The organism is Sphingomonas sp. Leaf5 (assembly GCF_001421155.1).
GTDB lineage: Bacteria > Pseudomonadota > Alphaproteobacteria > Sphingomonadales > Sphingomonadaceae > Sphingomonas.
Genome location: NZ_LMJZ01000021.1, coordinates 67021 through 91014 on the forward strand (window position 1 = coordinate 67021; position 23994 = coordinate 91014).

At 67.1% G+C, this 23994-nt stretch carries 20 protein-coding genes and 1 pseudogene; 13 read left to right on the top strand and 8 right to left on the bottom strand.

What is annotated here, in order from left to right:
• Positions 1 to 35: 35 nt before the first annotated feature.
• The 8 genes from ASE50_RS13865 to ASE50_RS18835 are packed head-to-tail and all read left to right on the top strand — an operon-like array spanning position 36 to position 11863.
• Positions 36 to 2369 carry a sensor histidine kinase gene (locus ASE50_RS13865; protein ID WP_056401995.1) on the top strand — a complete coding sequence of 778 codons (2334 nt, stop codon included), beginning with the start codon at positions 36 to 38 and terminating at the stop codon, positions 2367 to 2369.
• Positions 2369 to 2812, top strand: a complete 444-nt coding sequence (gene tsaE, locus ASE50_RS13870) for a tRNA (adenosine(37)-N6)-threonylcarbamoyltransferase complex ATPase subunit type 1 TsaE (protein WP_056401998.1) — start codon at positions 2369 to 2371, stop codon at positions 2810 to 2812. The genes ASE50_RS13865 and tsaE overlap by 1 nt, the downstream gene beginning before the upstream one ends.
• Entirely contained in the window at positions 2809 to 3768 is a 960-nt protein-coding gene (locus ASE50_RS13875; protein ID WP_056402001.1) for an aminoglycoside phosphotransferase family protein, read from the top strand. The genes tsaE and ASE50_RS13875 overlap by 4 nt, the downstream gene beginning before the upstream one ends.
• Positions 3765 to 4520, top strand: a complete 756-nt coding sequence (locus ASE50_RS13880) for a nucleotidyltransferase family protein (protein ID WP_056401628.1) — start codon at positions 3765 to 3767, stop codon at positions 4518 to 4520. Before ASE50_RS13875 ends, ASE50_RS13880 begins: the two co-directional genes overlap by 4 nt.
• Positions 4513 to 7482, top strand: coding sequence for a double-strand break repair protein AddB (gene addB, locus ASE50_RS13885; RefSeq protein ID WP_056401631.1), 2970 nt, complete (start codon positions 4513 to 4515; stop codon positions 7480 to 7482). The genes ASE50_RS13880 and addB overlap by 8 nt, the downstream gene beginning before the upstream one ends.
• Positions 7469 to 10894 (top strand): double-strand break repair helicase AddA, encoded by a 3426-nt coding sequence (addA, locus tag ASE50_RS13890; protein WP_056401634.1) that lies wholly within the window; start codon positions 7469 to 7471, stop codon positions 10892 to 10894. Before addB ends, addA begins: the two co-directional genes overlap by 14 nt.
• Before the next feature lie 46 nt (positions 10895 to 10940).
• Positions 10941 to 11264, top strand: a complete 324-nt coding sequence (gene trxA / locus ASE50_RS13895) for a thioredoxin (RefSeq protein ID WP_055995696.1) — start codon at positions 10941 to 10943, stop codon at positions 11262 to 11264.
• Complete coding sequence (locus ASE50_RS18835) at positions 11264 to 11863, top strand: hypothetical protein (protein WP_156347474.1); 600 nt, start codon at positions 11264 to 11266, stop codon at positions 11861 to 11863. Before trxA ends, ASE50_RS18835 begins: the two co-directional genes overlap by 1 nt.
• On the opposite strand, the gene argJ is transcribed toward ASE50_RS18835, so the two are convergent.
• Positions 11841 to 13067 (bottom strand): bifunctional glutamate N-acetyltransferase/amino-acid acetyltransferase ArgJ, encoded by a 1227-nt coding sequence (argJ, locus tag ASE50_RS13900; protein ID WP_056401636.1) that lies wholly within the window; start codon positions 13065 to 13067, stop codon positions 11841 to 11843. The genes ASE50_RS18835 and argJ overlap by 23 nt on opposite strands.
• A 185-nt stretch (positions 13068 to 13252) precedes the next feature.
• On the opposite strand from argJ, the gene ASE50_RS13905 reads away from it, so the two are divergent.
• Together ASE50_RS13905 and secA are read left to right on the top strand one after the other, a co-directional pair.
• Positions 13253 to 13501, top strand: a complete 249-nt coding sequence (locus ASE50_RS13905) for a hypothetical protein (RefSeq protein ID WP_156347541.1) — start codon at positions 13253 to 13255, stop codon at positions 13499 to 13501.
• An 89-nt stretch (positions 13502 to 13590) separates the two neighbouring features.
• Entirely contained in the window at positions 13591 to 16338 is a 2748-nt protein-coding gene (gene secA, locus ASE50_RS13910; RefSeq protein WP_056401645.1) for a preprotein translocase subunit SecA, read from the top strand.
• A gap of 198 nt (positions 16339 to 16536) precedes the next feature.
• Here secA and ASE50_RS13915 read toward each other — a convergent pair whose 3' ends face one another.
• Complete coding sequence (locus ASE50_RS13915; protein WP_235512347.1) at positions 16537 to 17148, bottom strand: CC0125/CC1285 family lipoprotein; 612 nt, start codon at positions 17146 to 17148, stop codon at positions 16537 to 16539.
• A 553-nt stretch (positions 17149 to 17701) separates the two neighbouring features.
• Here ASE50_RS13915 and ASE50_RS13920 point away from each other — a divergent pair.
• Positions 17702 to 19030, top strand: coding sequence for a hypothetical protein (locus tag ASE50_RS13920; RefSeq protein WP_156347475.1), 1329 nt, complete (start codon positions 17702 to 17704; stop codon positions 19028 to 19030).
• Positions 19031 to 19290: 260 nt separating this feature from the next.
• Here the strand turns inward: ASE50_RS13920 and ASE50_RS19760 are convergent.
• Positions 19291 to 19416: pseudogene (locus ASE50_RS19760) on the bottom strand (DNA-binding protein); the annotation flags it as partial.
• Positions 19404 to 20144, bottom strand: a complete 741-nt coding sequence (locus tag ASE50_RS13925) for an SDR family NAD(P)-dependent oxidoreductase (protein ID WP_056401656.1) — start codon at positions 20142 to 20144, stop codon at positions 19404 to 19406. The pseudogene ASE50_RS19760 and the gene ASE50_RS13925, both read right to left, overlap by 13 nt.
• 325 nt (positions 20145 to 20469) lie before the next feature.
• Between ASE50_RS13925 and ASE50_RS13930 the strand changes: the two genes are divergently transcribed.
• Positions 20470 to 20838: a nuclear transport factor 2 family protein gene (locus ASE50_RS13930; RefSeq protein ID WP_056401658.1), complete on the top strand. Its 369-nt coding sequence runs from the start codon at positions 20470 to 20472 to the stop codon at positions 20836 to 20838.
• A gap of 54 nt (positions 20839 to 20892) precedes the next feature.
• On the opposite strand, the gene ASE50_RS13935 is transcribed toward ASE50_RS13930, so the two are convergent.
• Entirely contained in the window at positions 20893 to 21543 is a 651-nt protein-coding gene (locus tag ASE50_RS13935) for a hydrolase (RefSeq protein WP_056402004.1), read from the bottom strand.
• A 121-nt stretch (positions 21544 to 21664) separates the two neighbouring features.
• On the opposite strand from ASE50_RS13935, the gene ASE50_RS13940 reads away from it, so the two are divergent.
• Positions 21665 to 22576: a LysR family transcriptional regulator gene (locus tag ASE50_RS13940; protein ID WP_200909550.1), complete on the top strand. Its 912-nt coding sequence runs from the start codon at positions 21665 to 21667 to the stop codon at positions 22574 to 22576.
• Between the two features lie 132 nt (positions 22577 to 22708).
• Here ASE50_RS13940 and ASE50_RS19280 read toward each other — a convergent pair whose 3' ends face one another.
• The 3 genes from ASE50_RS19280 to ASE50_RS18340 all read right to left on the bottom strand — a co-directional run bounded on the left by ASE50_RS19280 (position 22709) and on the right by ASE50_RS18340 (position 23867).
• Positions 22709 to 22882, bottom strand: a complete 174-nt coding sequence (locus tag ASE50_RS19280; RefSeq protein ID WP_200909551.1) for a DUF6961 family protein — start codon at positions 22880 to 22882, stop codon at positions 22709 to 22711.
• 17 nt (positions 22883 to 22899) lie between these two features.
• Positions 22900 to 23553: an SOS response-associated peptidase gene (locus tag ASE50_RS13945; RefSeq protein WP_056401661.1), complete on the bottom strand. Its 654-nt coding sequence runs from the start codon at positions 23551 to 23553 to the stop codon at positions 22900 to 22902.
• Positions 23554 to 23690: 137 nt separating this feature from the next.
• The gene (locus tag ASE50_RS18340; protein ID WP_082439023.1) at positions 23691 to 23867 is read right to left on the bottom strand and encodes a DUF3606 domain-containing protein; all 177 of its coding nucleotides are present in this window, start codon (positions 23865 to 23867) and stop codon (positions 23691 to 23693) included.
• Positions 23868 to 23994: the final 127 nt, after the last annotated feature.

The window sequence follows — 23994 nt, forward strand, 5'->3', positions numbered from 1 at the left end:
CCCGCCGGAGATCGCCCGTGATTACCGTCACGACCATGGCCGCAGTGATCTGCGGCGCGGTGCTGGCGGTGCTGATCGTCGGCAGCGTCTGGGCGCTCTATGCCGGGGTGTCCGCGCGGCGGCGGGCGCTGGCCGATCGGGTGCTGTTCGATTCGCTGCGGTCGACGCTGGCGGCGTCGCCGGCGCTGGCGATGGTGGTGCGGGCCGACGGGCGGCTGTCGATCGATCGGCCACTCGCCGACCGGCTGGGACAGAGCGAGCTGCCCGGGACCGTCGCCGATCTCGGCGATCCCGAAAACGGCCTCGAACCCGGCAGTGCCGACCGGCTGCTCGATGCGATCAATGCCGCGTTGCGCGGGGGCAAGCCGTTTCGCACCGTCATCCGCGCCACGGGATCGGCGCGCTCGCTGTTCGCGATTGGCGACCGTGCGCCGCCCGAACTCAATACGCCCGGCGGCGTGCTCGTCTGGTTCTTCGACGCGACCGAATTCCATGACGAGATCGCGACGCTGGGTGCGGAGGCGGAGGAATATCGCGCCGCGTTCGATGCACTCTCCAGCCTGATCGAAGCCGCGCCGATGCCGATGTGGTATCGCGACGATTCGCTGCGGCTGGCGATGGTCAACACCGCCTATGTCCGTGCCGTCGATGCGCTGGATGCAGGCGAGGTGATCGCGCGACAGGTCGAACTGGTCGAGGGCGTCGGCATGGGCGGGCCGCTGGCCAGTGCATCGATCGCGCGCGACACCGGGCAGCCGCAACACGCGGCGATGCCGGCGACGATCAACGGCGAGCGGCGGATGCTGCGCGTCCACGACATGCCGCTGCGCGATGGCGGTACCGGCGGCTTCGCGATCGACGTGCACGAGATCGAGGAAGCGCGCGGCACGCTGAAGCGCAGTCGCGATGCGCAGCGGGCGATGCTCGACCGGCTGTCGGCGGGGGTGGCGCAATTCGAACCCGACCGGACGCTGGTATTCTACAACCAGCCCTTCCTGCGCGCCTTTGCGATGAAGCCCGAATGGCTGGCCGACCGGCCCGAATTCGACCGCGTTCTGGACCGGATGCGCGAGGCCAAGCGCCTGCCCGAGGTCCGCGACTTTCCGGGGTGGAAGGCCGAGCGCCGCGACTGGTTCCGCGCGGCCGAGGGCGCGATCGAGGAACAATGGCATGTGCCCGGCGGCACCCATCTGCGCGTCGTCGCCCAGCCGCTGCCCGAGGGCGGATTGCTGCTGATCTTCGAAGATCGCACCGAGGAAGTGCAGCTGGCCAGTGCGCGCGACACGTTGCTGCGCGTCCGCACGGCGACGTTCGACAATTTGTTCGAGGCATTGGGCGTGTTCGCCGCCGATGGTCGCCTGCAAATCTGGAATGCCAAGTTCCGGCAGGTCTGGGGGTTGGACGACGCGTTCCTCGACGGGCATCCGCGCGTCGATGCGCTGGCCGAGCGGGTCGCCGGCAGCCTCGCCAATCCCGGCCGTGCCGCGCTGATCCCCGAACTGGTCCGCTTCGCCACGCAGCAGCGGATGCAGCGTTCGGGCCGGTTCGCGATGGCCGACGGGCGACATTATGAATTCGGCGCGGTGCCGCTGCCCGATGGCAATGCGCTGCTGACGATGCTCGACATTTCCGACAGCCGCCGCATGGAACAGGCGCTGCGCGACCGCAACGAGGCGCTGGAGGCGGCCGACCGGGTCAAGAACGCCTTCGTCGCATCGATGAGCTATGAACTGCGCACTCCGCTGACGTCGATCAAGGGTTTCGCCGAGATGTTGCAGGCGGGCTATGCCGGCAAGCTCAGCGAGGATGGCGGGCGCTATACCGACGCGATCCTCGAATCGGTCGAACGGTTGAGCGGGCTGATCGACGACACGCTCGACCTGACCGCCAACGAAACGCTGCCGGTCGCGCGGGCCACGGTCGCGCTGAAGATGATCGCCAACGAAGCGGCCGAAGCGGCGCGGCCCACCGCGACGGCGCGCGGCATCGAACTGGTGGTCGAGATCCTGCCATCGGCGGGCGTGATGCTGGGCGATGCGCGCCGGTTGCGGCAGGCGATCAGCCACCTGCTCGACCATGCGCTGGGCGGGTTGCGGCAGGGCGGGCGCGTGCTGCTGCACGTCGATGGCGATGCGCAACAGGCGCGGATCGTCGTGTCCGACGACGGGCCGGGCTTATCGAAGGACGCCGTCGCCCGCGCATTCGATCGGTTCGCACAGGCTGGCGCGGCGCGGGTCGGCGAACGCGCGCTGAGCCTCGACCTGCCGCTCGCGCGGCAGGCGGTCGAGGCGCATGGCGGCACGATCGAGCTGGTGTCGGAAAAGGGGCTGGGGACGCTGGTCACGATCGACCTGCCGCGCGAGCCGTGATCCACCTGCCCGACGCAGCGTCGGCGCACGCGCTCGGCGCGCGACTGGCAGCCGTATTGCGGCCGGGCGATGTCGTCGCGCTGTCGGGGCCGCTGGGGGCCGGCAAGACCAGCATCGCGCGCGGATTGCTGGCGGCACTGGGGCTGGAAGGGGAGGCACCGTCGCCGAGTTTCGCGATCGTCCAGCCCTATGATCCCCCCGAAGTGCGCATCAGCGTGCTGCACGTCGATCTCTACCGGATCGAGGACCCTGAAGAGGCGCTGGAACTGGGGCTGGACGAGGCGCGGAACGATGCCGCGCTGGTGGTCGAATGGCCCGAACGGCTGGGCGACGATCCGTGGCCCGACGGGCTGTGGCTGACGCTCGCGTTCGACGACGCCGGCGGGCGGCGCTTGACAGCGCGGGTGCCGGAGGCTTGGGAACGCCGATGGCCGCTGACCTGAACCCGCGCGATGCGGCACCTGCATTCCTGACCCGGGCCGGCTGGGGCGACGCGCAGATCCTGCCGCTGGCGGTCGATGCCTCGTTCCGCCGCTACTACCGCGTGATCGGGACCGGGCGGACCGCGGTGCTGATGGATGCGCCGCCGCCCGAGGATACGCGCAAGTTCGCACGGATGGCGGCATGGCTGGCCGAACGGGGCTTTGCCGCGCCCGCGATCCTTGCCGACGATGCCGCCGATGGCTTCATGCTGCTCGAGGATTTCGGCGACATGCGGATGCGCGAGACGGTCGACGCCGCGCCCGAGAGCGAGGGGCGGCTCTATGCAGCGGCGGTCGACCAGTTGCTCCGCTTGCAACGCCATGAAGCCGCGCCGGTCCCCCCCTATGACCGCGCGTTCATCCTGCGCGAAGCCCATCTGCTGATCGAATGGTATTGCGACGCGCTGGGGCTGAGCATCGACATCGACGGCTATACGGCGGCATGGAATGCGGCGTTCGACGCGCTGCCCGACATGCCGGTGGTGACCGTCCTGCGCGACTATCATGCCGAAAACCTGATGCTGCTCGACGATACGCGGCTGGGCCTGCTCGATTTTCAGGACGCGTTGGCCGGGCACCCGGCCTATGACCTCGTGTCGCTGTTGCAGGATGCGCGCCGCGACGTGCCGGCGGTGGTCGAGGCGTCGATGATCGCGCGCTACCGCGAATCGACCGGGGTGGGCGAAGGGTTCGACGCCGCCTATCATCTGTTCGGCGCACAGCGGAATGCGAAGATCCTCGGCATCTTCACCCGGCTGTGGCGGCGCGACGGCAAGCCGCGCTATGGCGCGCTGTGCCCGCGCGTGTGGCGCTATCTGGAACGCGATCTCGCCCATCCGGCGCTGGCCGGCGTCGCGCGCTGGTTCGATCTCAACATCCCGCCGCACCAGCGCGGCGATCCGCAGGAACTCGCATGACCACGCTCCGTTCGATCCGCCCCCATCCGCAGGCACAGGTGCCCGAAACCGCGATGGTGCTGGCGGCGGGGCTGGGCAAGCGGATGCGCCCGTTGACCGCGATGCGCCCCAAGCCGCTGGTCGAGGTCGCGGGCAAGCCGTTGATCGACCATGTGTTCGACCGGTTGCGCGGGGCCGGTGTCAAGCGCGCGGTGGTCAACGTCCATTACCTTGCCGATGCGATGGAAGCGCATCTGAAGCACCGGGTGAAGGGGATCGACGTCGCCGTGTCCGACGAACGCGCGCAGTTGCTGGAGACCGGCGGCGGGCTGGTGCAGGCGCGCGACCTGATCGGCGATCAGCCGTTCGTCTGCGTCAATTCGGACAATCTGTGGGTCGATGGCCCGGTCGATTCGATCCGGTTGCTGAGCGCACTGTGGAACGATGCGAAGATGGACGCGCTGCTGCTGCTCGTCCCGCAGGCGCTGGCGCATGGTCATCGCGGGCAGGGCGATTTCCATATCGACGCGTTGGGGCGCATCACCGGCCGCCGCAAACCCGGCCGGCTCGCGCCGTTCGTCTTCACCGGCGTGCAGATCCTGTCGCCGCGGGTCATCGCCGACTGGCCCGAAGGCGCGTTTTCGACCAACCTGTTCTGGAACCGCGCGATCGAGGCCGGCCGGGCATTCGGTGCGGTGCATCAGGGGCTATGGTTCGATGTCGGTACGCCCGGCGCGATCCCGATGACCGAAGCCTTCCTCGCCGATGGCTGAGGCAAAGCGCCTCGGCCTCTACACCATTCCGATCCACCGCGCGTTCGCCGATGCGCTGGCGGTGGGGCTGATCCGCCGGTTCGGTGGCGACCCCGTCGGCCTCGCGCAGGGCATGGTGCTGGTCCCGACCAACCGCGCCAAGCGGACGGTGCAGGAGGCGTTCGTGCGCGCCAGCGGCGGCGGGTTGCTGCTGCCCCGGCTGGTCGCGATCGGCGATCCCGAACTGGACGAAGGGGCCGGCAGTTTCGCCGACCCGGCCGATGCCGCGCCGATCCCGCCCGCGATCGACCCGCTGGCACGGCGGATGATCCTCGCCCGGCTGGTCGCCGAGGAACGGCAACGCGCCGGTCGCCCGGTCGACGGGGCGGAGGCGGTGCGGCTGGCGGGCGATCTGGCCGCGACGCTCGACCAGTTGCTGGTCGAGGAGGTCGACCCGGCGGCGCTGCGGACGCTCGACCTCGACGAAACGCTGTCGGCGCACTGGGAGCGCTCGCTCGAACTGTTCCAGATCGTACTCGATCGCTGGCCGGGCGAACTGGCGGCGCTGGGGCGGATCGACCTTGCCGATCGGCGGACCCGGCTGCTCAAGCGGCTGGCCGCGCGCTGGACGGCCGTCCCGCCCAAGGGGTTCGTCTGCGCGGCCGGGATCGCGACCAACGCGCCTGCGCTTGCCCGCATCCAGCGTTGCGTCGCCGGCCTGCCGAGCGGGATGGTGGTCCTGCCGGGCCTCGACCTCGCGATGGACGACGACGAATGGGCGTCGCTGGGGCCGCATGATCCCGATCCGGTGACCGGCCGTCGAAAGCGATCGATCGAGACCCACCCGCAATTTCATCTGAAACTGTTGCTCGACCGGATGGGCGTCAACCGCCGCGAATTCGTTCGCTGGCAGGCGGCAAGCGAGCATGACGCGACCCCGACGCGCAGCCGCGCCATCGCCACCGCGCTCAGTCCCGCCGACCGGACCCATCACTGGATCGACGTCCCCGCCGCCGACCGCCGTCTGTCGGGCGTGAAGATGGTCGAACTGGCGACCCCGGCCGAGGAAGCGCAGGCGATCGCCATCGCGCTGCGCGAGGCATTGGAAACGCCGGGCCGCACCGCCGCGCTGGTCACCCCCGATCGGATGCTCGCGCGTCGGGTTGCGGCGCATATGGCGCGCTGGGACGTGGCGGTCGACGATTCCGCCGGACAGCCGCTGTCGCTGCTGGCACCCGGCACGCTGCTGCTGGCGGTGGTCGAGGCGGCGGCGCAGGGCTTCGCGCCGGTCGCGCTGCTGGCGCTGCTGAAACATCCGCTGGTACGCAGCGGCGAGGCCGAACAGCGCGTCACATGGCTCGACGGGGTGCGCCGGCTCGATCGTGCATTGCGCGGGCCGCGCCCCGCGCCGGGGCTGGCGGGGATCGACCGCCATCTGCGCGAGGGCGAGCCGCGCGATACCGCGATCCGGTCCGCCGCGCAGCCCTTCTGGGACATGGCGTGCCCGCTGTTGACGCCGCTGGCCACCGCCTTTGCCGCCGGACCGCAGCCGCTGGCTGACCTGCTGGTGCTGCTGCGCGAGACCGCGAGCGAACTGGCGGACGATGCGGCATGGAGCCGGCCCGAAGGGCGCGCCGCCGCCGAACTGATCGCCGCGCTGGAGGAACAGGCACCGATCGGGCCGCCGACGATCGACCCGCGCACGCTGCCGGCGCTGTTGCGCACCCTGCTCGATGAAGTCGCGGTGCGTCCGCCGCAGGGGGCGCATCCCCGGCTCGCCATTCTCGGTCTGCTTGAAGCGCGTTTGCAGACCGCCGATCTGATGATCCTCGGCGGTCTGAACGAAGGGGTCTGGCCGCAATTGCCGTCGCCCGATCCGTGGCTTGCCCCTCGCATCCGCGCCGATCTGAAGCTGCCCGGCCTCGAACGCCGGATCGGCCTTGCCGCGCACGACTTTGCCGGTGCGCTGGGGGCGCGCGACGTGATCCTGACCCGCGCCGCGCGCGATGCGACTGCGCCGACCATTGCCTCGCGGCTGTGGTTGCGGTTGCAGGCGCTGGATGACGGGCTGGAGCGTGCCGGGCATTTGCGCGATTGGGCGCGGGCGATCGATACGCCCGATCGCTATGCCGCCGCGTCGCGTCCGGCACCGCGTCCGCCGGTGCCGCTGCGCCCGCGTCGGATTTCGGTGACCGAGGTCGACCGGCTGAAGGCCGACCCTTACGCCTTTTACGCGCGGCGGATGCTGCGGCTGTCGCCGCTGGATGCGGTCGATGCCGATCCGACCGCCGCGTGGCGCGGCACGGCGGTGCATGGTGTCCTTGAACGCTGGGCGCGCGAGGACGGGCTCGATCCGGTGAAGCTGCACCGCCGGTTGCAGGCACTGTCCGACGATCCGCGCACCCACCCCTTGCTGCGCGCTCTTTGGGTGCCGCGCCTGCGCGAGGCGATCGATTGGGTAGCGGCCTTCACCCATGAGAAGCTCGCCGAAGGGCGGATCGTCGCCGGCGTCGAATGCGGCGGCACGCTGGAGATTTCCGGTGTCGAACTGTCGGGCAAGGCCGACCGTATCGATCGCGCCAGCGACGGCGGCCTCGCCATCATCGATTACAAGACCGGCAAGGCCCCGAGCGCGAAGGCGGTCGCTGCCGGCTACAGCCTGCAACTGGGGCTGTTGGGGTTGATGGCGGAGCGCGGCTGCTTCGGCGGGGTGCGCGGCACCGCCACCGCGTTCGAATACTGGTCGCTGACCAAGGATGGCGACCGCTTCGGCAAGATGACCTCGCCGGTCAATGCCGACGGGTCGAAGGGGCGGGTGGTCGCCGACGATTTCGTGCGCGTAGCCAAGGGGCATTTCGAAGACGCCGTCGCCCGCTTCCTGACCGGCGACGAGGCGTTCGTCGCCAAGCTCGTCCCCGAATATGCCCCCTATGCCGAGTATGACCAGCTGATGCGCCGCGACGAATGGTATGGCCGTGAGTGAAGTCCGCGCGCTTCAGCGGCTGAAGAACGATCAGGCGGCAGCCAGCGATCCGCATCGCCATGTCTGGCTGTCGGCATCGGCGGGCACCGGCAAGACGCACGTCCTGTCGGCGCGGGTGTTCCGGCTGCTGCTGCGCGGGGTCGATCCGGCGGCGATCCTGTGCCTGACCTTTACCAAGGCCGGGGCGGCGGAAATGGCCGAACGCGTTGCCAGCCGGCTCGCGCGCTGGGTCCGGCTGCCGGTTGCCGACCTGCGGGCCGATCTGTTCGCGTTGGGCGAGGATGTGAACGATCCGGCGCTGCTCGCCCGCGCCCGCACCCTGTTCGCCCGCGTCCTCGACGCACCGGGCGGCGGGGTACGTATCCAGACGATCCATGGCTTCTGCCAGAGCCTGCTCGCCGGTTTCCCGGTCGAGGCGGGGCTGGTCCCCGGCTTCCGCCCGCTGGAGGCGCGCGAGGAAGCCGGCATGGCGCGCGAGGCGCTGGCCGAATTGCTGGTCGAGGAACAGCGGAGCGGGTCGACCCGGATCGGCGACGCCATCGCCGCCATGTCGTTGCGGATGGGTGAGGGGGCGGCCGAGGGATTCCTGCGTGAATGTGCGCGTAATCCGCAGGCGATGGCGGAGTTGCCGAGCGGACTCCAGCCGTTCCTGCGCCGTGCCTTCCACCTGCCGTCGGGGGACGTGGACGAGGTAATCGCGCGGGCGTGCGGCGACGACGAATTCGATTGCGACGCGCTGGATCGGCTGGCCGAGGCCAATCGCGCCTGGGGCACCGCGACCGGGCTGAAGCTGCATGGCGCGATCTTCGACTGGCTGGCGCAGCCCCCCGCCGAACGCGCGCTGCGGCTGGGCGATGTCCGGGCCATGTTCTTTACCCAGAAGGATACGCTTAAAAAGGCATCGGCCAAGTTGATCGCCGCCGACCCCGACTATGACGAACTGGCCGAAGCGGTCGGCACCCGCGCCGCCGAACTGCTGTCGATCCGCGCGCAGTTTGCTTACGCCGATGCGCTGGCCGGCGCGCTGGAGGCCGGGCGCGCCTATGCCGATGCCTATGTCCGGGCCAAGCGGCGGGCGGGGACGGTGGATTTCGACGACCTGATCCGCGAGACGCTAAAGCTGCTCGCGCAGCCAGGCATCGGCGACTGGGTCCGCTTCAAGCTCGATCAGACCACCGAGCATGTCCTGATCGACGAGGCGCAGGATACCAATCCGCAGCAATGGGCGATCGTCCGCTCGCTGGTCGAGGAATATTTCAGCGGCGATGCGGTGCGCGCGGCGGGGATGCGGACGCTGTTCGTCGTCGGCGATTACAAACAGGCGATTTTCGGCTTTCAGGGCACCGACCCGATCTATTTCCGGGCGGCGCACAGCGATTTCACGCGCCGCGCGACGTTGCCCGACGATTATCGCGGCGATGCGCGCGAGCTCGACACGCTGTCGCTGACCCATAGTTTCCGCACCACCCGCCCGGTGCTGGAGTTCGTCGACGCTGCCATCGCCGCCTTGCCCGATCCGGGCATGGGCATCGATACGCCCGAAACCCATGACAGCGAAGTGCCTGGCCCCGGCACTGTCACCCTATGGGCGCCCACCGTGGTCGAGGCGGCGGGGGAGGACGAGGAAGGCTGGATCGACGATTCGACCCGCGTCATCGCCCGCGACATCGCCCGCGCGATCAAGGGCTGGATCGGCACACTGCCCTTGGAATCCAAGGGGCGGACGCTCCAGCCCGGCGACATCATGGTGCTGGTCAAGCGGCGCGGCGACCTTGCCTCGCTGATCGTCGCGCGGCTCTATGCGGAGGGGGTGCCGGTCGCGGGCGTCGACCGGTTGCGGCTCGACGCGCCGCTCGCCGTGCAGGATCTGCTCGCGGCGATCCGCTTCGCGCTCCAGCCCGAAGATGATCTCAGCCTCGCCAACCTGCTGGTATCGCCGCTGATCGGCTGGACGCAGGAACAGTTGCTGGCCGGGGCCCTGCGCGAGGGTGGCAGCCTGTGGCGGCATCTGCGCCAGACCGGCAGCGACGCGGTCGAGCCGTTGTCGCGCATCCTGCGCCGCGCCGATTTCGCCACCCCCTATCGGTTTCTCGAGGAACTGCTGTCGGGCGATCTCGATGGCCGTCGCAAGCTGATCGCGCGGCTGGGCGAAGAGGCCCGCGACCCGATCGACGAACTGCTGAACGCGGCGTTGTCGTTCGAAAGCGTCGCCACGTCCTCGTTGCAACGCTTCGTCGAATGGTTCGACCGGGGCGAAGTCGAGATCAAGCGCGACGCTGGGGCATCGGGCGGCGCGGTGCGGGTGATGACCGCGCACGGGTCGAAGGGATTGCAGGCACCGTTGGTCCTGCTGGCCGACGCGGCGATCGATCCCGCCAACAGCCGCCGCGACATCGTCGCGTGGACGCCGGAAGGCCATGACGGCGCGGCCTTCCCCGTGTTTCGTCCGCGTGGTGGCGAGCGGGGTACGCCGGTCGACGATGCGGTCGCCGCGATCGACCGACGCGAACTGGAGGAACACTGGCGGCTGTTCTACGTCGCCGCGACCCGTGCCGAGGAACGGCTGGTCATCGCCGGTGCCCCTTCGGCGCGTTGTCAGGGCATCCCGCCGGCGCTCAGCTGGTACAGCGCCGCCGCCGCCGCGTTCGACGCGCTGGGCGTACCAGCGGGGGAGGGCGAGCGCGTCTTTACCGGCCTGACCCGGCAAGCCCCGGTTGTCGCGCGCACCCGTCGCGGCACGACCGCACCCGCGCCAACCGCCGCCCCCGCGTGGCTCCGCGCCCCGGCCCCCGCCGAAGCGCGCCCGCCGCGTCCGCTGGCACCCTCCGCGTTGGGCGAGGACGAAGTGTCCGATCCACCCCCGACCGCGACGATGCGCGCCGCCGCCGAGCGCGGCCGGTTGTTGCACCAGCTGTTCGAACGCCTGCCCGACCTGCCCCGCGATCAGCTCGCCGCCGCCGCCGAACGCTGGCTGGCCGGGGCGGCGGGCGTGAACGACGCGAAATTGCGCGATCGGGTGACGCGCGACGCGATGGCGATCCTCGACGATCCGGTCTTCACCGATCTGTTCGGCCCCGACGCACTCGCCGAAGCGCCGATCGCCGCCGTCGTCGGCACGCAGGTCGTGGCCGGCACCGTCGATCGCCTGTGCATCGGCGAAACGGTCGTCCGCGTCGTCGATTTCAAGACCGGTCGCCGCGTGCCGCCCGCGATCGACGACATTCCGGTCTATCATCTGAAACAGATGGCCGCCTATGCCGCTGCGCTCGCCGTCATCTTTCCCGACCGGTCGATCGAGGCGGCGCTGCTCTATACCGCCGGGCCGAAACTGTTCGTTCTGCCTGCCGACCTGCTGGCGGCGCACAAGCCGGGCTTGGAGCCGAGGGAACAAAGCTTGCCACGCGAAGCTTGAGGTGCCGCCCCGCCGTTCATAAATGTTGGTCCAGAAGGAGACTCCCATGCCGACCAAGACCGTAACCGACGCCAGTTTTTCCGCCGATGTCCTGCAATCCGACAAGCCGGTGCTGGTCGATTTCTGGGCGGACTGGTGCGGCCCGTGCAAGATGATCGCCCCGGCGCTCGAGGAAATCGCCGAAGAACTGGGCGACAAGGTGACGATCGCCAAAGTCGACATCATGGCCAACCCCGACACCGCCGGTTCGATGGGCGTCCAGTCGATCCCGCTGCTCAAGCTGTTCAAGAACGGCCAGCCAGTCGCCGACCTGCTCGGCGCGCGGCCCAAGAGCCAGTTGAAGGCGTGGCTCGAGGGTGAACTGGGCTGATGACACGGAGGGCGAAGGTCGGATGGTCGATCTTCGCCCTTTTGGTTCTTGTTTGCGTCGGCATTGGATGGGCATCGCGCAGCGATACGTCAGGCGCGAAGAGATTAGTTGATAGCGGTATTCTATTGCTGACCGGCCACGATCCGAAATTCCGATGCTCCGAGGTCGAAAGCGTTGGCGGAACACGGGTTCATAAGTTTGTCGGTGCCCGCCGATGCTACGACTTTTTACCGACCCGTCCTTATGACGGCATATACATCGATGAATTCGAAGGCCGCCGGTTTGTCCCAATCGATTGGGCGAGCGGGCGGAACTACACTGCGCCTTCTATCTGGTTCGACATTGATGAGGCGTCCGACCTGCGTATGGCTCCGGTTTTCGCGAACCATGTTGGCAAGCGGGACGGTAAGCATCGGCTGTGGCGGGTCAGGTTCGTTGGTCGTGAAACGGCCCGACCGGGAGGCTACGGCCATATGGGCATGAGTAAGCGGCTGCTGCTTGTCGACCGGATGGTCAAAGCCGACCTGCTTCGCACCTATGATGGCTACCTACCGGACGGTTTGGATCCTCGAACGATCAACTTCGGTAATCGGCGTTGATCGAAATATAGCCGTGCGTCAGGTCGCAGGTCCACACCGTCGCGCGACCTTCGCCGAGGTTCAGATCCACGCCGATCTCGACCTCCTGCCCCTGCAGATGCGCCGCCACCGGCGCTTCGTCGTAACCCGCGACTGCCACACCGCCCTCGGCCACCTGCGTCGTGCCGAAGCGGATCGCCAGCTTGTCGCGCTCGGCCGCCTCGCCGGCCTTGCCGACCGCCATTACCACCCGGCCCCAATTGGCGTCCTCGCCCGCGATCGCGGTTTTGACCAGCGGCGAGTTGGCGATGCTCATCGCGATGCGGTGCGCGCTGCCGTCGCTGTCCGCGCCCTCGACGGTGACCGCGATGAACTTCGATGCCCCCTCGCCGTCGCGCACCACCAGATGCGCCAGTTGCCGGCACAGGTCGTGCAGCGCCGTCGCGAACGCGTCCGCGCCGTCATCGTCGAACGAAGCGATCGGCTCACCCCCCGCAGCACCGGTCGCGAACGCCAGCACCGTGTCGCTGGTCGAGGTATCGCCATCGACCGTGATGCACGAAAAGGTCTGGCGATTGGCGGCCTCCAGCACGCTTTGCAGGAACGCCGGATCGACCGCCGCATCGGTGAAGATAAAGCCGAGCATCGTCGCCATGTCCGGCGCGATCATGCCCGACCCCTTGATGATCCCGGCCAGCTTGATCGTGCGGTCGCCGACCTTCGCGGTCGTGAACGCGCCCTTGGTAAAAGTGTCGGTGGTGCCGATCGTCTCCGCTGCCGCCTCCCAGCCACAGGGTTCGGCGACGAAGGCGGCATCCAGCCCGGCCTCGGCCTTGTCGATCGGCAGCGGCACGCCGATTACCCCGGTCGAGGCGACAAACACGTCGGACGGCTGGCACGCCATCGCCTGCGCGGTGCGCGCGGCGATCGCCTCGACCGCCGCACGGCCCCGGTCGCCGGTAAAGGCGTTCGAGTTGCCCGCGTTGACCACCAGCGCCCGCGCCCGGCCGAGCACCAGCGCGCGGCGGCACCATTCGACCTCGGGCGAGGGGCATTTGCTGTTGGTCAGCACGCCCGCGACCGCCGTCCCCTCGGCCAGCGTCGCGAAGGTCAGGTCGCACCGGTCCCACGTCTTGTACCGCGCCCGCGCCACCCGCAGCGTCACGCCGCTGATCGGCGGCAGCGCGGGAAAGGGCGTGGCGAGCGGCGATACGGCAGTCGACATAGGCGCGGTGTCCGGTCTAGCCTGCCTTGCGACAGGGGGGAGAGTAGGACGGTTCCTACGCATGGGCGCGCGCGTTGCAACGCTTTGTTGCGGGCGGGTGGACGCGGGGCCTGTGCTTCCCTATGTCAGCGGCGCGTACGACCATCCCGTCGCGAAACCATAACGTTCGGACGTATCGCTTGCGGTTGCTGCTGTTCCTCTCTGCGCTGCTGACGGGCCTGACCGGCCTGCTCCCCGGCGTGGGCGTTGCGAACGCGCGGCAGGTCGCGGCGGCGCAGGCGGTGGCGGCCCAGATCGCGGTCGCGATCGTCGAGGTCCGCACGCCCGCGACTGCCCGCCCCGAACCGCCGCGGGATGGCGAACCGCAACCGCTGTTCCTGACGCCCGCGCCGCATGTCGCGGTGCGCGACCGGACGTTGCGGACCCACGAATAGCGCCTGCCCCCGCTGTTCCGTCCCATTTTTATCGCGCAGCCGCCGGAATGATAGGGCGCGCGCGCCGCATTTCCCAAGGAAGCACATCCATGTTCGGTGGCCTCGCCAAATCGCTGTTCGGGTCGTCCAACGACCGTTACGTCAAATCGCTCGGTTCGATCGTCACTAAGGTCAACGAGTTCGAACCCACGCTGACGGCCATGTCCGACGCGGAACTGGCCGCACAGACTCCGAAGTTCCGCGAACAACTGGCGAATGGCGCGAAGCTCGATTCGCTGCTCCCCGAAGCGTTCGCGACGGTCCGCGAGGCGGCGCGCCGCGTGCTCGGCATGCGCCATTTCGACGTTCAGATGGTCGGCGGCATCGTCCTCCACCGCGGCGAGATCGCCGAAATGCGCACCGGCGAAGGCAAGACGCTGGTCGCGACGCTTGCCTGCTATCTCAACGCACTGCCGGGGGACGGCGTCCATGTCGTCACCGTCAACGACTATCTGGCGCGGCGCGACGCGGCGCAGATGGGGCAGATCTACGGTTTTCTTGGCCTGACCACCGGCGTGATCGTGCCGAACATCCCCGACCATGAACGCCGCGCTGCCTATGCCGCCGACATCACCTATGGCACGAACAACGAATTCGGCTTCGATTATCTGCGCGACAATATGAAGTTCGACCGTGCGTCGATGACGCAGCGGCCGTTCAACTTCGCCATCGTCGACGAGGTCGATTCGATCCTGATCGACGAGGCGCGCACCCCGCTCATCATCTCCGGCCCGACCGACGACAAGTCCGACCTGTACCGGTCAGTGAACGAGGTCGTGCAACGGCTGAGCGCCGATGATTACGAAAAGGACGAGAAGCAGAAGTCGATCGTGCTGACGGAGGACGGCACCGAAAAGGTCGAACGGATGCTGGAGGATGCCGGGCTGCTGTTCGGCGCCAACCTCTACGACTTCGAAAACACGCAGGTCGTGCACCATGTGAATCAGGCGCTGCGCGCGAACATCATGTTCAAGCGCGACACCGATTACATCGTGAAGGACGGCAAGGTCGTCATCATCGACGAATTCACCGGCCGCATGATGGACGGTCGCCGCTGGTCGGATGGCCTGCACCAGGCCGCCGAGGCCAAGGAAGGCGTGAACATCGAGCCGGAGAACCAGACGCTCGCCTCAATCACCTTCCAGAATTATTTTCGCATGTACCCGAAACTGTCGGGGATGACCGGCACGGCCGCGACCGAAGCGCCCGAGTTCTTCGACATCTACAAGATGAACGTCGTGTCGATCCCGACCAACGTGCCGGTCCGTCGCGTCGATGAAGAGGACGAATTCTACAAGACGCTCGACGACAAGTTCCGCGCGATCGCCAAAAAGATCCGGGAACATGCGTCGAAGGGGCAGCCGGTGCTGGTCGGCACGGTTTCGATCGAAAAATCGGAACTGCTGTCCGAATTCCTTACGCAGGAAGGCGTCGATCACAAGGTCCTGAACGCCCGCTATCACGAATCCGAAGCGCATATCGTGGCGCAGGCGGGGCGGCTGGGCGCGGTGACGATCGCGACCAACATGGCCGGGCGCGGTACCGACATTCAGCTGGGCGGCAACCTCGAATTCCGGATGCTCGACGAACATCCCGATCTGGTCGAGGGGACGGGCGAATATGACGCCGCCGCCGCGCGTATCCGCGCCGAGATCATCGAGGAAAAGCGGCAGGTGCTGGCGGCCGGCGGGCTGTTCGTGCTCGGCACCGAGCGCCACGAAAGCCGCCGCATCGACAACCAGCTGCGTGGCCGTTCGGGCCGGCAGGGCGATCCGGGCCTGTCGCGCTTCTACCTCTGCCTCGACGACGATCTGCTGCGGATTTTCGGGCCGGACACGCTGTTCGCCAAGATGATGCGCAACAATATCGAAGATGGCGAGGCGATTGGCAGCAAGTGGCTGAGCCGCGCGATCGAAACCGCGCAGAAGAAGGTCGAGGCGCGCAATTACGACGTCCGCAAGCAGGTCGTCGAATATGACGACGTGATGAACGACCAGCGCAAGGTCATCTACGAACAGCGCGCCGACGTGATGGATGCCGAGACGGTCGGCGACGTCGTGGTCGACATGCGCCATGCGACGGTCAACACCGTCGTCGGCGATGCCGTCCCGCCCGACAGCTATCCCGAACAATGGAATGTCGAAGGGCTGCAGGAACGCGCGCAGGAACTGCTCGGTGTCGATGCGCCGGTCGCCGACTGGATCGCGCACGAGGACGGCCTCGACGCCGAGACGCTCGAGGAACGCATCCGTACGCAGGCCGACGCGCTGGTCGATGCGAAGTCGGCCGAACTCGATGCCGACAGCTGGACGCAGATCGAAAAGTCGATCCTGCTCCAGACGCTCGACCATCACTGGAAGGAGCATCTGGCGATGCTCGACGCGCTGCGGGCGGTGATCCACCTGCGCGCCTATGCGCAGAAGACGCCGATCAACGAGTATAAGCAGGAAGCGTTCGCGCTGTTCGAACGGATGCTCGCCAGCATCCGCGAGGACGTGACCCGGACGATGGCGCACGCCAATTTCAATTTCCAAGCACCGCCCGAGCTTCCCGAGCTGCCCGATTTCCTGACGATGCATATCGACCCGCTGACCGGCGAGGACGACAGCTGGGGCGGAGAGGGCGCGCAGGGCCTTATCACCACCCGCGTGCCGATGCTGCAGATGGCGGCACCGGTGCCCGACGAGGAACTGGGCGACGATCCCGCCAGCTGGGAAGGTCGCGTCAGCCGCAACGCACCCTGCCCATGCGGGTCGGGCCGCAAGTACAAGCATTGCCACGGCGCGCTGGTTGCGTAAGACACCCGACCAGTCGCACGCCCTGTCGTATCCCCGCGGAGGCGGGGATCCAGGGTTACGATGCGCGACGCTTTTGGCTCTGGATCCCCGCCTGCGCGGGGATACGATGGATCGCCCGGCGTACTTCGTCAGCACCACAGGAAAAGCCGCCGTCCCCATGGGAACGGCGGCCTTCCTGTTTCTACCCGTATCGCAGCGTTACCGCCGCGGTTCGGGCTCCATCACGCTCGGCCCGAGGCTCTGCAACACCGCCCGCGCGTCGAAGGCGCGGACGTTGTTCGCGGGCTTGGGACCCTTGCCCAGCACGATTTCCGCCATCGCCTCATATTTGTCGACGGTGCGGATATCGACCGAGCGGTCGAAGAACGGATCGCCCCAGAACGGGTCCCATGCGCGCCAGCCGAACGCCGGGCTGCGATAGCGCCATGCCGGACCCCAGCCGCCCCATCCGAAACCACCGCCCCAGCCGCCAAACCCGCCAACGCCCGGCGTCGAAAAAGTCCGGCTGCGCAAATTGGTGTCGCGATCGGCCATCAGGAAATAATCATAGCCCCGCTCCAGCGTCAGCTGCGCGGCGCGGTACAGCAGATACCGCTCGACTGTCTCGCGTGAGGTCAGGCTGTTGCCGGAGAAGCTCACCTGATAGCGGTTCGGCTCGATCTGCTGGTCGCTATAGCCGTTGCGATAGAAGCCGGAGCCGGAGGCCGGCTGATACGGGGTCGGCGTCGCGCAGGCGGCCAGTGCCAACGCTCCGACAAGGGTCGTGCCGATCGCGCGCAGGCGGGCACGGGGGGCAGGGTGCAGCAACATCAGTTTCTCCAATGCCGCCATGGCTACCGACTCATGGCGATCGTCCGTCGTTGGAAGAACGATCTGGCACGGGTTCGGGTCCGTGGACTTGGGCCGACGGACCGTGCCGTATGCGAGATTACCCGATGCTGAACGCCGGTTCAGCTTTATGTGACGAAGCATTTCCGGGTTCGATCGATCGTCGGCCGCAGACACCGCAAATCGCCCAAAGGTCACCGCGAGATTGCGGGACCCCGGACGGGGAAAAGTCCAGATTTTCCGATGGTGTCGCTGGCTCCCCTTCGTGGACGAAGTCCGAAATCTGTTCAAGGACGAGAGTAGGGAAATCAGGCTCCTCCTCGAAAGGCTCAACGCATCGGCGGAAGATGGAGCGCGCTGGCGACCGCCTGCTGACTGACCATCCGACCTTTCGTTCGACCCGGTTTTAGCCTCCGCTGTTTGGAAGCTGCGGTGACGCGCCATTTGCCGTTCCGGAAGGTGAGACGCGGAATTCGTCCCTCCGCGCGTCTCTTCAGCAGGAATGCCGCCGCGGCAATTTCCTCAGGGGGGCAATGTGGTTTCGCGTGAAGAACTCTACCGACTTGTCTGGTCGGAGCCGATGACGAGACTCGCCAAGCGGTTCGAGGTTTCGGACAGCTATCTCGCCCGCATATGCAAGCTGCTCAACGTCCCGCGTCCGGGCCTTGGCTATTGGGCGAAGATGGAGGTGGGCAAAGCCCCACCCCAGACGCCGTTACCCCCGGCACAGCCTGGCGACGCGCTCGAATGGACTAAGGAGGGCATGGCGCCGCGGGTACCCCGGCAAAAGCCGGTCGCGCCGGCCAAGCGTGCGCCTGAGAAAAAGATTAGGATCGCGCGCACCGCTATCCACGGCCTGATCCGCGGCGCACGCGGGCATCTCGAGCACAGCCGCCCGATCGACGATGGCGCCTACCTCAAGCCCTATAAAAAGCTGACGGTCGATGTGTTGTCGTCGAAGACCGGCGTGGAGAAGGCACTCGAGCTGGCCAATGATCTCTTCAACGCCTTTGATTCGATAGGCCACCGTGCCGTGATCGCGCCCAATGACAGTGAGTTCAGACGGGGCTTGGTCGAGGAACGTGAAGTCCCATCGAAACCGCGCGACCGCTGGGAGTATTCCGGTCTCTGGTCTCCATGGCGACCGACCGTCGTGTTCATCGGCACCGTTGCGATCGGTCTTGCGGTTATCGAGATGTCGGCCAACACCGTGCTGCGATACGTCAACGGCAAATATATTCCCGACGCTGATTACGTCCCGCCACGCCGTTCCTATTATGAGGACCGCACCTGGACCACGAACCGCGACCTTCCGTCGGGACGGATGCGCATCGTCGCCTATTCGCCCTACGCACGAGTCGACTGGAAGAAGCATTGGGATGAAACCAAGACCGCATCGCTGCGGCCTAAGGTGAAGTCGATCGTCGAAGAGATCGAAGCATTCGCTCCCGAGATGGTTGCCCGGCTCGAAGAGGCCGACCGGCAGGCAGAATTGAGGCGGCAGGAATATGAGCGTCAGGAAGACATCCGGCGCCGGGATGAAGATCGCCGGCGCATTTTTCAGTCGATCAAGGACAGCCGGTCCGACCTCGATACTGTCATCGAGCGCTGGACTGAGTTGATTGGCATCGAGCGCTTCCTCGCCGGTGTTGAGGCGCGCGCGGCGACCTTGCCGGACGGAGAGCGCGAAGCGGTAACAGAGCGTCTGGCGCTGGCGCGTGATTTTCTCGGCTCGCAGGATCCACTCGACTTCATCCGCCGCTGGCAGACCCCACGGGAACGCTACTCACCACGATTTTCCGAGAATGAAGGGATCACCGAGCTTCCCGAGGAAAAACCGGCGCCCCGCAGCTTTTACGGGTGAGGCCGAACACTCGGCGCGGTCCAGCAGGTCTTAAAAATAGCGCCGCCGCGTATAGGGTCGCGGCGGCGCCTGAGTGGTTGCTTGGGATCGGCGAGGCGAGGGGCCCAACCGACACTGAATGGCTCACCGCTTTGCCAGGGCGTTCGTAACACTCCCTTGCGATCATCGCGATGCGTCGGTTGCTGAGACCGACATCTCCTAGATGCATAAGAGATCGAAATCCGCGGCCGGGCTCGATGTCACCGCCTGTTCGCCCTTTGATACGCGAAGTCGGACGTGGAGCTGCAGGACCGCTGGTCGGCCCCGGCCTCGAGATCGCCGATCGCGTACATTACGCGTCTCCCGAACTTGCGGAACACCGGGCCGCCGCCGATCAGGCGATTGCGCCAGCGTCTGCCGTGAGCGTCGCTCCGGTAATGACGCTCGCCGCCGGACTCGCCAGAAACACCACAGCGTTCGCGACCTCGCGTGGCTCGCCATGGCGTCCGAGCGAGGTCAGGCTCGCCTGGAACGCGGCTGCGTCGCCGTCCGCCGGATTGGACTCTGTGTCGGTCGCACCCGGCTGCACCAGATTGACGGTGATGCCGCTCGGACCCAGTTCGCGCGACAGGCCGCGCGTGAACGAAGTGAGTGCCGCTTTCGACATGGCGTAGAGCGTGATCCCGGGGAAGGGCACGCGTTCGCCGAGCGCCGAGCCGATCGTCACGATCCGGCCTCCACTGCCCAGATGCGGGATCGCCGCCTTTGCGAAGAGGACCGGCGCACGAACATTGACGTCCATCACCCGCTGATAGTCCGCGGGATCGCGGTCAGCGATCGTTCCCATATGGCCGACCGCCGCGCTGTTGACGAGGATGTCGAGCCCTCCAAGTGCGGCGACCGCTTCGCTCACCGAGCGTGTGATGGCCTCGGGGTCGGCGCTGTCTGCCTGGATGGCAATGGCGCGCCGTCCGAGCTTCTCGATCGACTCGACCACTGCACCGGCTCTCGCCGCCGACTGCTGATAGGTGAAGGCGACGTCGGCACTATTTTCGGCCAGGGCCACGGCAATCGCCGCGCCTATGCCGCGCGAGCCGCCGGTCACCAAAGCCCGCTTTCCATTCAGTTCGATCATCGCTTTGCGCTCTCTATATCGTGGTTGGAGTGGCGATCCCTGCCGGCCCGCTGAGTGCGAGCGAGGGCGGGTCACCTGCATTGGCGTAGCTAATGTTCGTGATCGCGCTTCCGAAGTGCCGGCATCTGCCACGCCGTGTCGCGGATTGCGCAACGCAGGCTGGCGATGCTGGCGTTCCTGATCCGACGTTCCGCATCCTGCGACGCAGCAGCGCGCAGCTGGCCACTACAGGCCGGGCGTTCGAGCTGGCATCATAGCGGGCAGCGTGCTGCGTCTCACGCCAACGTGCGCGCAAGTGTGTGGCCCTGTACGAAAAGGAAGTCCGATGGATACCGATTATGATGCGCTCATGCAGGCCAACCTCGGCGAGGTGTTCGGCGAACGCGATCCGGCCGTACGGCACGTCGCGATACGCAGGCTCTACGCCGCGGATGCGGTGCTGTACGAGCCCGACCGCCCGGTCCAGGGTCACGACGCCATCAATGACGCAGTCGGCGCGCTGCTCGCGACGCTGCCGCCGGACTTCAGCTTTACTGCGGTGCGCCCGGCGATCGGCCATCACGGTGTCGGGCGCCTGCCGTGGCGTGCCGGTCCGCCCGATGGTCCTGTCGCCGTCACTGGCCTCGATGTCGCGCACATCGAAAATGGGCTGATCCAGGCGCTCTACGTCTTTCTCGATCCGCCCGAGGCATGAAGCAGGTGACGGGGTCCGGTAGCGATGCCGCTGTCCGGCCCCGTCACCCTTGCACTATTCGGCGGCGCCGACCGGCGTATTGAGAAGCTGCTGCTCCCACATGTAGGCAATGCCGCTACCGGCGCAGTGATCTATAAGAATGTCTGGCAGCAGCGCGGCGGTTTCGAGCCGCGCCCAGTCGCGCTGCCATTCGGAGCCGACCGCGATCCAGGTCATCATGTTGACCCCGGCGGCGATCATCCGTTGAATCGCGACCTCGTGCGCCTCGAGCGAAGTGCCGCCCGACGCATCGGTCACGACCGTCACATCCCAGCCTTCGCCCGCCGCCTGGATCGCCGGCATCGCGACACAGACTTCGGTCCACAGGCCGGCGATGATCAGCTGCTTGCGGCCGGTCGCCTTGACCGCGTCGACGGTCGGCTTGTCTTCCCACGTGTTGATGAAAGTGCGGTCGATCACCTCCTGCCCGGGAAACACGTCGGTCAGTTGCTTGAACAGCTTGCCGCCGCGAGCGGCGATGACGCTGGTCAGGATTGTCGGCACGTTGAAGGCCTTGGCGAGCTTGGCCAGCGCGGTGGTGTTGTTCACCACTGCCTGCGGGTCGTGGCTGTTCAGATTGGACAGCTGGTAGGGCTGGTGGTCGATGAGGAGAAGCACCGAGTCTTCGGGACGAAGAAGTGAGTTCAGGCCGTTGCGGAAGGTCATGATCATCCTCTTTTTCTGCGATTGCGGACGTTCTCGGGGACGCGTGCGTGGGACAGTCACACCGTCGGTCTCGTCTTGCCGTCGCTGAAACCGATGCGGTAGACATCCGGGACGCGACGCCGTGTCGCGGATCGAGGAACGCCTGATGGAGATCGAGGAGCTGCGGACCTTTGTCGAGGTTGCTGACGCCGGCGGCGTCTCGCCTGCCGCGCGCCGGCTCGGCGTCTCGAAGTCGATCGTCAGCCGCCGACTGCTGCGCCTCGAAGCCGACCTCGGCGTCCAACTGCTGGCACGCACCACCCGCGGCGCGGCGCTGACCGAAGCAGGAACGAGCTTTCGCGACTATGCAGCGCGCGTCGTCGCCGAGATCGATGTGGCCAAGGAGGCGATCGCCCCGGAAGGCGAACTGCGGGGAAGGCTAAGGCTGGCCGCGCCGCTGTCGTTCGGACCGACTCATTTCGCGCCGGTGCTCGCCGACATGGCGCTGCGCTATCCCCAACTCCACATCCACACCTGCTACAGCGACCGCTTCGTCGATCTCGTCGCCGAGGGCTATGACTGCGCTATTCGCGTCGGGACGCTTGAGGACAGCAATCTGGTCGCCAAGCGGGTCGGCCCGCTGTTCGGCAAGTTTGTCGCGAGCCCCACCTATATCGCGGCGCGTGGCGCGCCCGAGACACCGGATGAGATGCTCGCGCACGACGCGCTCATGCAAGGGACCGAGGCTTGGCAATATCAGGACGGCGACACCGTCGGCACGATCCGGCCGCAGGGCCGGTTCAAGGCCGACAATGGCGTTGCGCTGGTTGCGGCCGCGCTGGTGGGCCTTGGGATCGCGCGTGTGCCCAATGGGCTGACCGACGCGTACATCGCATCGGGTGCGCTGGTCGAGGTGATGTCCCGGTTTCCGCCGCCGCCCGCCGGCATCTTCGTGGTGCGCCCGCCAGGCCAGCATCCCTCGCGCAAGATCCGTGTGCTGACCGAGATGCTGATCGACTGTTTCCATCATGGAGCGGTCCCCGGCGCGCGTTGAGCATGGAGGTCGTCGTCCGACGTCTGGATGAGACGACCGAGTTCGCCGCATGACTTGGGTGAGGCGGGTGTCGCAAGTGACCCGCTCACTTCAGGGTGCGTGACCGGCGAGGGGGGGGGGGAGCCGTGCCTATCAATTGGCTGCGGGCTGGCGGGCCTTGGTCAACTGGTCAAGCCGCACCGCGATCTCCTTCCAGCGTGCGATGCCGGCCACGTCCTGCGCGAGCGCCAGCGCGCCGATCCGCTCAGCGACATGGCGGGGTGCATGCGCGCCATAGATACGCTCGACCGCCAGAGCTTCCGCCATCCGCTCCTGATCGGGCGTCACAGCAGCGCGGGCGGCGCGTCGACGACCGCCACCGGCTTGCGCTTGACCCAGAGCTCGTCGGTCCGCTCCATCGCGATCAGATGGTCGGGAAAGCAGCGCGACTGGAACGACAGCGCCTCGTCGAAACTTCCGTGCAGCCACTGATCCCATTCATCGGCATGCAGCAGCACCGGCATCCGGTCATGGACCGGGCGGATTGCCTCGTTGCAGTCGGTCATCACGCCCGAATAGACCGGGCCCCACTCGTCGGAGAGGCGCCACAGTCCTGCCCAGGCAAAGATCGGCTGGTCGGTGACCGAGAACCAGGTCCGGGTTTTCGAGCCCTTGGGTCCTTCGGCCTCGGCAAACTGCGTGACCGGAATCAGGCAGCGCCAGTTGGGCTTGGCAGCGAGGCCTTTCCACATCGGTCTCTGCAGGTCGGCGATGTTGTTGACCGGCGTTGGCTTGGCTGTGGGCGACATGCCTTTCAGGCGCAGCGGAAAGCCCCAGGTCATCGACTGCATCACCCGGGCACCGGCTTCCTCGCGCACGACATAGCCCGGGGTTCCGGGATAGACCTCTTCGGGCGCATTTGACGCCATCGGGTCGCTGACCCCGAAATGCGCCGCGACCTCCGCCGCCGATTTCCTGACCGTGTAGAGATTGCACATGCGGGCGATGCTATCAGATTTGCCGGCACGTCGAAATGTCGGAACAGGGCAGCGGACGGAGCGGTAGTGAGCCGCTTGGAGAGGGTGCGCAGGCGTGGAGGACAGTCGATATTCTTCCTGAACCGCCCCCGGCAGGCTCAGGTCTTCAGATGCGCTTCGACGGCGTCGGCGCCGTTGCCGACCGCATCGACCGCTTTCTGCAGTTCGTCACGGCTGACGCCGAACTTGTCGGTCCAATATTCGACTTCATAGTCCTCACCCATTGCGATCCGGCTGCTGTCCTGCGGTCCGCGCAAAGTCTTGTTGTCGGCCATCTCATCCTCCTCTTGTTCGTGAGGGGAGAACGCTGCGTTGTCCTTGCGCGTTGCACGGGACGTGCCGATTTCGAACGCGGAGCGGCGAGACGAGTCGGACGTGCGCCGGAACGAGTCTGCCGGGCAT